This is a genomic window from Rhabdonatronobacter sediminivivens, assembly GCF_013415485.1.
Classification (GTDB): domain Bacteria; phylum Pseudomonadota; class Alphaproteobacteria; order Rhodobacterales; family Rhodobacteraceae; genus Rhabdonatronobacter; species Rhabdonatronobacter sediminivivens.
On the sequence record NZ_JACBXS010000063.1, the window covers coordinates 1 to 10,446 of the forward strand.

General features: G+C 60.6%; 11 protein-coding genes. All 11 read right to left on the minus strand.

The window, feature by feature from the left end; genetic code table 11:
• Window positions 1-47: 47 nt before the first annotated feature.
• The 11 genes from HUK65_RS17085 to HUK65_RS17135 all read right to left on the minus strand — a co-directional run bounded on the left by HUK65_RS17085 (window position 48) and on the right by HUK65_RS17135 (window position 10,154).
• Window positions 48-257 carry a hypothetical protein gene (locus HUK65_RS17085; protein WP_179907484.1) on the minus strand — a complete coding sequence of 70 codons (210 nt, stop codon included), beginning with the start codon at window positions 255-257 and terminating at the stop codon, window positions 48-50.
• A gap of 24 nt (window positions 258-281) precedes the next feature.
• A complete protein-coding gene (locus tag HUK65_RS17090; RefSeq protein ID WP_179907485.1) occupies window positions 282-692 on the minus strand; it encodes a CopG family transcriptional regulator in 411 nt (136 codons plus the stop codon).
• Between the two features lie 103 nt (window positions 693-795).
• On the minus strand, window positions 796-2,127 hold the full coding sequence (locus HUK65_RS17095; protein ID WP_179907486.1) for a DUF2254 domain-containing protein: 1,332 nt from the start codon (window positions 2,125-2,127) through the stop codon (window positions 796-798).
• Between the two features lie 17 nt (window positions 2,128-2,144).
• Window positions 2,145-4,238: a catalase gene (locus tag HUK65_RS17100; RefSeq protein ID WP_179907487.1), complete on the minus strand. Its 2,094-nt coding sequence runs from the start codon at window positions 4,236-4,238 to the stop codon at window positions 2,145-2,147.
• 87 nt (window positions 4,239-4,325) lie between these two features.
• Window positions 4,326-5,354, minus strand: coding sequence for a DUF3618 domain-containing protein (locus HUK65_RS17105; RefSeq protein WP_179907488.1), 1,029 nt, complete (start codon window positions 5,352-5,354; stop codon window positions 4,326-4,328).
• Window positions 5,344-5,745, minus strand: a complete 402-nt coding sequence (locus HUK65_RS17110; protein WP_179907489.1) for a phage holin family protein — start codon at window positions 5,743-5,745, stop codon at window positions 5,344-5,346. Before HUK65_RS17110 ends, HUK65_RS17105 begins: the two co-directional genes overlap by 11 nt.
• Window positions 5,742-6,263, minus strand: a complete 522-nt coding sequence (locus tag HUK65_RS17115; RefSeq protein WP_179907490.1) for a hypothetical protein — start codon at window positions 6,261-6,263, stop codon at window positions 5,742-5,744. The genes HUK65_RS17110 and HUK65_RS17115 overlap by 4 nt, the downstream gene beginning before the upstream one ends.
• 184 nt (window positions 6,264-6,447) lie before the next feature.
• Window positions 6,448-7,038 carry an SAM-dependent methyltransferase gene (locus tag HUK65_RS17120; RefSeq protein WP_179907491.1) on the minus strand — a complete coding sequence of 197 codons (591 nt, stop codon included), beginning with the start codon at window positions 7,036-7,038 and terminating at the stop codon, window positions 6,448-6,450.
• Window positions 7,028-7,747 (minus strand): PIG-L deacetylase family protein, encoded by a 720-nt coding sequence (locus HUK65_RS17125; protein ID WP_179907492.1) that lies wholly within the window; start codon window positions 7,745-7,747, stop codon window positions 7,028-7,030. Before HUK65_RS17125 ends, HUK65_RS17120 begins: the two co-directional genes overlap by 11 nt.
• Entirely contained in the window at window positions 7,744-8,877 is a 1,134-nt protein-coding gene (locus HUK65_RS17130; RefSeq protein ID WP_179907493.1) for an acyl-CoA dehydrogenase family protein, read from the minus strand. Before HUK65_RS17130 ends, HUK65_RS17125 begins: the two co-directional genes overlap by 4 nt.
• Entirely contained in the window at window positions 8,874-10,154 is a 1,281-nt protein-coding gene (locus tag HUK65_RS17135) for a glycosyltransferase family A protein (protein ID WP_179907494.1), read from the minus strand. The genes HUK65_RS17130 and HUK65_RS17135 overlap by 4 nt, the downstream gene beginning before the upstream one ends.
• Between the last annotated feature and the right edge of the window lie 292 nt (window positions 10,155-10,446).

Consider the following 10,446-nt stretch of genomic DNA (forward strand, 5'->3'; position numbering starts at 1 on the left):
CAGTTTGCCCAGCTCGCAGCATAAGTCTGTCCAGCGTCAGCCTACACTCAACCATGTTGAAAATTTGCGACAGAACCCGCGGTCTCGTCCAGCCGGGTGAACTTGCCCTCGAGCACGTCGCCGTCAGTGATCGGAGCCTTGGGGGCAACGGCACCGGAGTGCAGCAGCGACTGGATCAGCGCTGTGGCTTCGTCCAGTTTTCCGGCTTGTGTCAGTTCGGTGGCCCGGGCCATGCCCTGGGCGAAGGATGTGTTCATGAGGAGTGCTTTCAAGGTCAGGGGTCAGGTGATACGATCGGCAAGTGCGGCCTTGACCGCGTCCGGGGCTTGCAATGTGCCGAGGATGGACAGGCCCGAGATCGTGGCGCGCGCCAACTCTGGTGTGATGTCGGGCGCAATCACGACCAACCCCAGCGCGCGGATCTCGAGCATCTGGCCTGCCGCCTGTGCGGTGGCCAGTTCATCCCGCGTGATATGGCGCAGGCCCAGATCGACGCTTTTGCGCACCACGATCTGGCGCACTGTTTCAGCGTGTCGTTCGATCTGATTGCGGATGGCAGTCCGGATGAAATCGCTGCGGTTGGAATAGAAGCCTTCCTGCACCAACAGCTCGATCTGGCCCAGATCGACAAACCCCAGATTGATGGTGATCTTTTCTGACTCGGGGGTCTTGGCCGGCGCTGTTCGAGGCATCTCTGTCTCCATATATCATCCGCATGGATGGTATGTGGATGTTATTTTCTATAATACAAGCCTGCTGCAGCACGCGTTGACGCACCAACGGGCGGCGTCACCATCATTTGGCCGCCGTCACCAGCGCCTTGTCCAGGGCCGCCTCTATTTCCATATGCACAACCGATTCCTGCTGGCTTTCTTTCGCCGATTGCGCGAGCCGGTGCATGTGGTGAACGCAAGCCGCGACCATATCGCCGCGCGAGGCGACCGAAGCGATCTCGGAAAGAACGCGCAGAGCATGAAGGGTGACAGTTCGGTCACGTGCAATATACTGCCGCATCTGGTTGAAAGAGCCGTCGAGCATGTCGTGAAAGCCGACGCGCCGGTACAGCACCGGGTCTTCTTTCCGGGCCGCGTGTGCCGGGGGCCTGCGGGCGAATTCCACCAGCCCCGACTTCAGCCAGTTCAGACACAGAACTGCCGTATGTGGATCATTTATACCGGTTGAAAGCGCGCGGCCCAGCACCTCGACAAGCTGGTCGGACAGGAACAAAACATCCTGCAAATCGGTCCTGCTGGTTCCTTGGGTGTAGCAGTCGCGCAGTTTTCCGGCAAAAGATTTGTCAGCGGCGCTCAGGGCGCGCGCGCTGATGATGATCTCGCCGGTCACAAGAAAATCGCCAGGTGCGCGGTGCAGCGTGATCTGGGTCTTATGCTCGCCTGCCAGCCGGGCAAGGCTTTCCAGATCGAATTGCTGCAAGAACCCCGCTGTTCTGGAGACTATGTTCTCGCCATCATCGGGTTGCGGGGAGTCGTTCCATGCATCGACATCATGCTGCCCGTCATCCGGGCGCGCGGTTTCCTTCTCCATCATCCGGATGATGGCGCCTTGCAGGTTATGGCCGATCTTGGCTGTCAGATTCATGATGTTGATGGATTCAGGAATATGGTGAATGTATGCGATCAGCGCGCCCACCGATGCCAGCGTCAACAGCATTGCGAAGAACACAGAAATCTGGGGAACAAAGGGATTTTGCGCGGTCCCGATGCCCCCGTTCGAGCCAGTGTGCACTGTGCTCAGAACCGTAATGCAATAGACGAAAGTCGCGACGAAGATGCCAAGGACAATCTGGTTCTGTTTGTCGCCCATGAAATTGCTGATCAGCCGAGGTCCGTAATTCCCGCTTGCAAAGGACACAGCAACAATCGTCACAGAAAACGCGACCCCCGCAACCCCCAGCGTTGCACCTGCCATTGTGGTCAGGATGGCCCGCGCGCCATCGACATCGGTCGGGCGCAGGAAGCCGACAGCCTGCAACCAACCCGCACCCAGCACGATATCCAGATAGGGCAGCGAAAACCCCAGCACGACTGCCATAAGGGTCATCAAGCTGGGCCAGAACCAGTAATTCTGGCGCAGGTTCGCGATCTGGCGGAAGACAAAGTTATGCATCTATTGCGACATGCCATTCAGGGCAGGATTGCCGCTTCCCGCTCCCAGAACCGCTGCGTGCGGCAAGCGGTGACGAAGGCCTGTGCAGAAGCCGGATCACTCAGCCGGTGCATGCCGTCATCCTGCGCGCTGTTCAGTCCGCAAGCCGCGATCAGATCCATGGCGCTTTCACTCGCGCCAATGTGCTTGCAATGCACATGCGCATCCTTCAGGAAATCAATCGCTGCGGGTGAGGCGGACAGGCTCTGTTCCCCGGGCAGAATGGCCACGGCATCGAACAAGACCGATGGCGCACCGCCAAGCTGGTCGGTGACGGGATGCAGATTGTCACTGCTGCACATCGCGCCACCGATCTTGGGGGCAACGATCCGCACCACGCCACCTTCCTTTTTGACGGCGGTCTTGAGCGCCATCAGCAGCCCGCCATCAAACCCGTCGCTGATCAGGACACCCAGGACGCGACCCTTGAAACTGTCGGGCGAGGGTGACTGGATGCTGAGCGCCGCTGAGGGTTTCAGGCCCATCTGTGTCGGCTGCGCAGCAGGGGGCGGTTCCGGCATATCAGTCATGCCAAGCTTTTCGGCGGCACTTTCAGCAAGCTCGGTGTCAATATGCATCAGATGCGCAACCATGCGTTCGCGGATCGCGGGCTCGGTGCATTTCGACAACTCGAACGCCAGCGCCGCCAGAATATGCCCCTGCTCCGACGCGGTCTGGCTGATATAGAATTGGCGCGCCTGACTGTAATGGTCGGAAAAGCTTTCGGGGCGCAGCCGCACCTTGTCCCCCGTCACCTGCTGCTTGTAGCTGACATAGCCTTCCAGCGGATGAGCGCGCGGTCCCTCCCCCCAGCCATTGGGCTCGTAGTTGATGCGGCCCTTGCGGTGTTCTGTCTGCATATGCCCGTCTTGCTGATAATTGCTGACCAGGCAGCCTCTGGGCTGGTTGACGGGCAGCTTGGTGAAATTCGGCCCGCCAAGGCGTTTCAACTGTGTGTCGAGATAAGAGAAATTGCGCCCCTGCAACAACGGGTCATCGCTGAAGTCGATACCGGGAATGACATTGGCAGTGCAGAAAGCAACCTGTTCGGTTTCGGCGAAGAAGTTGTCCACTGCGCGGTCCAGCCGCAATGTGCCGATGAGTTCCACCGGGCATTCCTCTTCCGGGATCAGCTTGGTCGGGTCCAGCACGTCAAAGGCAAAGCTGTCGGCAAAGTCCTGATCGAACATCTGCACACCCAGGTCCCATTCCGGAAAGTCGCCCCGTTCGATAGCGTCCCACAGGTCACGCCGGTGCCGGTCGGGATCGGCACCGTTGCTCTTCACCGCCTCGTCCCAGACCACCGATTGAAGGCCCATCCGGGGCTTCCAGTGGAACTTGACGAAGGTAGATTTCCCTTCGGCAGACACAAACCGAAAGGTATGCACGCCGAACCCTTCCATCGTGGTGAAGGAGCGCGGGATGGTGCGGTCTGACATCTGCCACATTATCATATGCATCGCTTCGGGGGTCAGTGAGATGAAATCCCAGAAATTGTCATGGGCCGATTGCGCCTGCGGAAACCCGCGGTCAGGCGCGGGTTTGACTGCGTGGACCAGATCGGGAAACTTGATCGCATCCTGAATGAAGAAGACAGGAATGTTGTTGCCGACGAGATCCCAATTGCCCTCGCTGGTGTAGAACTTGACTGAAAACCCACGCACGTCGCGGGCCAGATCGGGCGAGCCTTTGCTGCCTGCCACGGTTGAGAAGCGCACAAAAACTTCGGTTTCCTGCCCTTCGGTTGCGAAGGGCGCCGCTCGGGTCACATCACCCAGCGCGCGGGTGCAGATAAACGTGCCATGGGCGCCATAGCCGCGCGCGTGGACCACCCGCTCGGGGATACGTTCATGGTCAAAATGAAATATTTTTTCACGCAGCGCAAAATCTTCCATCAATGTCGGGCCGGGAGCCCCTGCGCGCAGTGAGTTCTGGTTGTCGGCAATCACGACGCCTTGCGCGGTTGTCAAACGCTCGCCATCGTCGGGAGCGTGCTGATGCACTTCGCCGCCCAGCCCGGTTTTGGAAATCAACGCGCCGAAATCAGGGGTTTGCTTGCTTGGACCGGCCATAAGGGGCATCCTTTTTGGAATATGGGGCTGTGGTGCAGCGACAGACACGGCGCAGGGGGCAGGCGGGTAAGCCTGCCCCAGATTTTCTCAGGATTTGCCACTGTCCGTTTGCGGCGGCGCAGCCTTGTTTTTCGCGTTGTCGAAGACCCGCTTGCTCGCCTCTGACGCGCGGTCGACAACAACGTCGGCTACGGACTTGTCATCGGGCATCATGTCACTGGCTTCAGATTTCAAGTCGGCTCCGATATCGGAAAATTCCTCCTTCACATCATGCGCCACGCCCTTTACGACCGCCATCGCCCGGTCGCGCTCCTCGCGGTAAACGTCTTGAGCGTCCCGGAACAGCTGGTCGCTATGTGCGCCCATGGTGTCATCTTCCAGTCGGCTATGGGGCAGCATGCTGCCAACCGCGGCCCCGAAGGCCAGGGCCAGCGCTCCTGCAACAAGCGGCTGTTCTCGGAACATGCCAGCCGCTGCTGCTGTTCCCTTGGTCATGGCGGCCTCTGACGCCTCGCGCGCATCGTGGGCCGTGCGTCTTGCGGACATGACGCGCGCCTTTGCGGCATCCGACAGATCGTCAAGACCATGCGACAGGCGGTCTGCGAGATCAGACGCTTTGTCGCCGATGTCTTCGGCGGTGTGTGACACTGCGTCCTTGGCGCGGCCCATCATGCCTGTTGCGCCGTTTGCGTTTCCATGGCTGTGGTCGTGCGCCGCGCCTTGGTGTTGACGGTTGCGCCCTGCCTGTCCATCGCTGTACCAGGAATTCTCGTCATCGGAAGCAGATTTGCCAGTGGGGCCGACGCGCTGACGGTGGTTGCGGCCGCTGTCGGAGCGCGTGTTTCCGTGGCCGTCGGACAGATTGCGATTGGCGCCCAAGACAAGCCAGGCAAGACCTGCGCCCACCATAACCATCGCTGCAGGGTTGCGCCCGACTGTTCGGCTGATGGTGCGGCTCAAGTCATCGCCAAACTCGCGGACCATATGTCCAAGGTCGTCCGTGATGGCGTCGACCGAAAACTTCTGCTGCAGATGGTTGAACGTGTCGCTCATATGCGCGCGTTCATTGACGATATCGCGTTCGATGTCGTCGGCAGTGCGGGTGTTATGTGTCATTGAAGGTGTCCTTGATGGCTGAAGCGTCCCGCGAGACATTCTCTGCGGAACGGGTCGGCATGAAGCCGATCCTTTGAAGGGCGGATTTTGCGAAACTGTAGACTGCGAAGGCGATCACCAGCAGGACCAGGCCAACGGCAAGAGAGGCCCAATGCGTCGCGAGGCCTGCCTCGGTCAAAAACACGACCAGAGCCGCAGCGAGCACGTTGAGGCCCACAATTCCCAGCGCAAGCGCCAAAGCCATCGCTGCAAGCGAGGCCTTGAGCTTGTCCAAGCTTTCCGAGATTTCTGCGCGTGCGAGGTCTGCCTCGTTTCTTATCAGACGGCTCACATGCCCAAGGATGTCGGACATAAGCTCGCGCGTGCTTCTGGAAGAGGCCGCCATGCTCATGGCATCGAGCCCACGGTTTGGTTGTTCGGGTTCCCCTCGCCGACAAAATCGTCAACCTGTGCCTTTTTCCGGAAGTGCTCCTGCGCATCCCCGCTGGTGCCCTCATCGGCAGAGGCCTTGGCATAGCGACTGGCTGCGAAACCCAAGAGTGCCGCACCGCCCAGAAACAGGACCGGATTCTTGCGTCCCGCCCGGCTGAGCATGGCCAGTATCTCGCCAAGGTCCTTGTCACGGATCGACTCTGAGGCACCGGCGATCGTAGAGGCGATCTGTCCAAGGGTTCGCTCCTGCGCGGAGCCCTTGCGTAATTCTTCCGATGCGCGCCGCAGCGCCGAAGCCACGTCCTTGACCTCATCCGCAACATCGGATTTCGTGTGATCCGCCATAGAGCGGGCTTCCTTCACGACTTCTCCGTATTTGTCGGCCGCTGCAGATCTGAGGTCTGAGGCGATGCTTCCGATCGAGGTATCGGTATCGCTTGAGGAATGCGACGCGTCGGCCATTTGATTATTGTTCATCTGGTATGCCTTTCTGGCAAAGAAGCACGTCGATATCGACGTACGAAACAGCTCTTGTCTTGCGCGGGATTGCCCGACCGACATGCTCTGAACTCTACCTTGACAACCGCTCGCTTAGCTCAAGCGTTCCAATTTTCGCTTGCCCCTGTCATCTGAAGTTTGAGGGTATTTGGAAGAGAGGCGCCTATGCCACTGCCAGACTGGTTCCCCGCCGCGCCAACAGATCAATCCGGAACTGCGCGCCATTCGCCGCGACGAAGTGATCATGCGATGCCGCCAACTGAGCAATAAGCCTTTGTGCTGCAACTGCCCCGCCGATCTTGCCTGTATCGCCAAGCCAGTTGACCAGAACGACATGGCACTGCGCCGTACAATCGTGCACCAGCCGCAAGGCAAGCCCCGCGCTTTCGGCATCTGTCATAAAATACAGCACTTCGGACAGGATCACGAGATCGGGGGGGTGATCGGGCCAGTCGCGGGGGGCCTCGCCCACGACGAAACTGACATTCGTGAGATCATTCTGCGCCAGCGCGGTCCTGACCGCTTGATCGGTGCAGTCCATGGCGATCAATATATCACAGCGCGGCGCCAGTTTCACAGACAACGCGCCCACGCCACAGCCGACTTCCAAGCCAAGCTTGTAACGCGGGCGCGGCAGACATGCGATGGTCTGAGCGAATTTCCCCCGCTCGTAGGGACTTGAACAGGTGTTCCAAGGGTCGTCCGACACCGCGTAGAGGTTCTTGAGATGAGCGCGAACATCGCTATCCGGCAAGGAACACCTCCGGGTGATTTATGAAATGCGTCTGCATCTCGGTCGTCATCGTGAAACCCGCCGGATCGTCGTCGATCAGATCAGTCATCTGCGAGCGATGGCATGCAATCGCCGCTGCTTTCGCTGCTCGGTTCGGCGTGGTGTCAAAGCGCACGATCCGTGCCGGTGCTTTCGCCGCCGTGGGTGCGAAGCGGCCCCAGATGGGATAACTCCAAAGCCGAAGTTCGGGGAGGAGCCTATGGACGCGGCGCGCCAGTGCAGCTGTCGCCGCATGATCACAATGCGGATCACCGTCCCAGGACGCCACCAGTGCCGTCGCGCCGATACCCTTTGCAAGATCCGCGATGGCGCAAGAGGCGTTGGGCAGTGAGAAGGGCACCTCGCCGTCGCAATAGCCAAGTTCGATCAGGAAAATATTCGGGTGCAGGGTTACAAGCGCTGCGCGTATTTCCAGAGCGCGGATCCGCGCCAGTGCGTCCGGGCTTACACTGTATGAAGCGGGATGAGAGCGCCGCCCATCCGACACCACCACAACTGCAACGCGCCGCCCCGCACTCGCGGCGGCCCGCAGAAGTGCGCCACAGCCAAGGCTTTCATCGTCAGGATGGGGGGCAAGCGCGACCAACCCGCCGGTGCCAATGATCGTGTCAAGGTCGGCAAAAGAGGCTTTGGCCGCGCGGTCCATCATTGGGCTGAGTTGCAAGGTCATGGTGCAGTCCAGAAATCGCCGACGGGGCCCGCGCGCGCAGCCAATGCGAGAGAGGCTGCGTGCAGGGCGTCATCCGGGGACGCCTGTCGCAGATAGAAAGACAGGTCACGGCCTATCCGTTCGACTGGGTGGCCATTGAAATGTGCCGCAGTGCCAAGCGCGCGGTCCACCTCAACCATTGTATCGGTCGCCGCGCGCTCGACGGCCAGCCGCGCAAGCAGCGCGCGGGTGGCGCAGCCCGGATCAGCATCCGGGGCCTCGACTGCAAGGGCAGCCTCGCGCACCCATAACCTCGCAGTCTCGCAGGCCATGGCCGCGCGCGCAAAACGCGCGGCCTGATGCGGGTCTGACAAAGTGCCGCGCGCGACCAGATCGGCGCGCATTGCGTCAGTCAGCGCCTCAATCGCGCCAAGCTGAGCGGCGGCATAGCGCCAGACACCACCCTGAAAATGTGGCTCGCAATAGTAGTCATCCGGCCCGCCAAGAAGGGCATCGAAATCCAGCTCAAGGCCAGACGCATCGAAATCACCAGATGCGGTCGCCCGCATGCCGCTGACCTGCCACGACGATGCATCCGCGCGCCGGGCATCATCGGCCGGGGCCAGGACAAGTCGTGTCGCGCCATTGCCATCTGTAGCACTAACCACCGCCAGTGACACAAGACCCAGACCAGACGCGAACCGCTTGCCACCGTCAAGAGTAATGCCAGCGCGCCCCTCGCGCAGGGTGACGGGGCGCACGCCATCCGCACCCCATACCCCCATCAGCGCACCACCGCGCACTGCGTGCGCAACCCGCGCCTGTGTCGCGGCGGTGCCATACAGCATGACCAGTTTCACAGCGTTGACATGCCCTTCAAACAGCCTTGCGACCGCCAGATTGGCCCGCCCCAGCACGCGCAGAACATCCACACCACCGGCGACGGCGCCCGGTTCCCAACACAGACCGACACCGCCCGCGAAGACACCAAGGGGCGCACGAATAAGCCCCGCCATGTGCAAGTCTTCGAGATCGGCCGCAAGTGTCGCCTCGCCCCGGTCAGCGGCGGCCGCGCGGCCCTCCAGGTTGGGCGCAACATCATGGGCGGCGGCGACGGCATCAAACTGATGTGCATGCAGGGCGAGTGTCATGTTTCTGCCCGCGCCAGTGTCACAAGGCGGCGCAATTCGGGAAGCTCCCTTGCAAGCTGGCTTGGCCGCATGCGCGTGGCGGCAAGTCTTGCGGCTCCGGCCTCGATCTCGGCCCAGAACGCGCCGAATGTGCTACAACTCCGGGCGCGCGAAATTTGTGCAGGCGAGGCAATAAGCTGCCGCACCAGAAAGCTTGTGTCGTTTTTCGCGGTCCATGCCGCGCGCAATGCGTTCCGGTATGTCGCGCGTTGCGCTGTGATCCTTGCAGGATACAATCTCTGGTCGGCCAGACTGTCCGGGTTTGCTATCCGCGCTGCGATAGCATCCGCCATGCCGCCGCGCGCACGGCCCTGTAACCGGCATGATACTGTCACAAGCGCCGCGTCGCTATGCCTGACGCACAGATCATGCCGTTCAACCAATGCGGCAAATGCACGGTCTTCGCTGCAGGGTAGTCTTGGCAGTCGGCCCACCGCGCGGTAGTCATGCGCCCTGATCGCCAGGCTGGCGCCAGATGCAAGGCCGTGATGCGGCCATGGGTCGTGCGCGCGCGGGTCGAGCCTTGCATCCAGTTCAATCGAGAGCGCGGTATACATGCGCTCGACGGCATCAGACTGGCGGATGCCGGATGGCAGTTGCGCGTCCTCTGCCGCATCCGGCGAGATGCGCCCACAAACAAGATGCGCACCGTCCGTCAGTGCCGCGAGATTTGCGGCCGCCCAATCGGGGGCCACACGCCCGTCTGCATCTGTTGTCATCAGGACCGCATCGGGCCGCGCCCAACGCACCGCAATATCCAGCGCAAGGCGACGGGACCAACCCGCATTGGCGATCTCGGCTGCAAGCGTGGCATCCACAACGATCCCGTTCATGCGCTGCGTCATCAGGGCCGTAAGGGCGGCCTCGGCGGATCCGTCCGTCGAATTGTTAACCATCAGAACCACGCCCGCGCCCGGAAAGTTTGCAAGCGTTTCCTTCAGGGCCTGCACACAGGCGGGGATGCGGTCGATCTCGTTGCAGGCCGGAATGGCGACCACAAGATCCGGGCGCTGCCTTGTATCGCCACACCGCATAACAGATCGTCGGACAATGCGTGAATGCGAAAGATGCGGGCATGAGATCGCCGCAGCTTGCAAATCTTCTGGCCAGTTGGCTGCGTCTTGATCCGTATCACGGGGCATTTTGCGCGCTCCTGTCTGTCGCAAGCCAGTGCCCGCTTTGCGACGTCTGGTTGAGGGAACAAGTGAAAGTAGTTCAGGAACAGCGCGTCCTTGCATCTCGTTCCAAAACCAATGCCCCTGCCGCCTTTATGCGGCTGCTCTGTGGTGGTTGAGTTGACGTCATGCGCCCGAATTGACGGCGCAATGACCACTAGGTGCGATCCACTTGGGGGCAGAACCCATCAGAAAAGACGGAACGGACCAGACCGGCCCCGGTTTCATTTGGGTAATCGGTGTGAACAGACACAATCATCAGAAGAAGACACGCATGGGCCTCAGAGGCCAATCGGAAATGAGTTGAGTGAATTCAGCAGGTTGTGATTCTGTTCAGTTGCGACACAGAACGGAG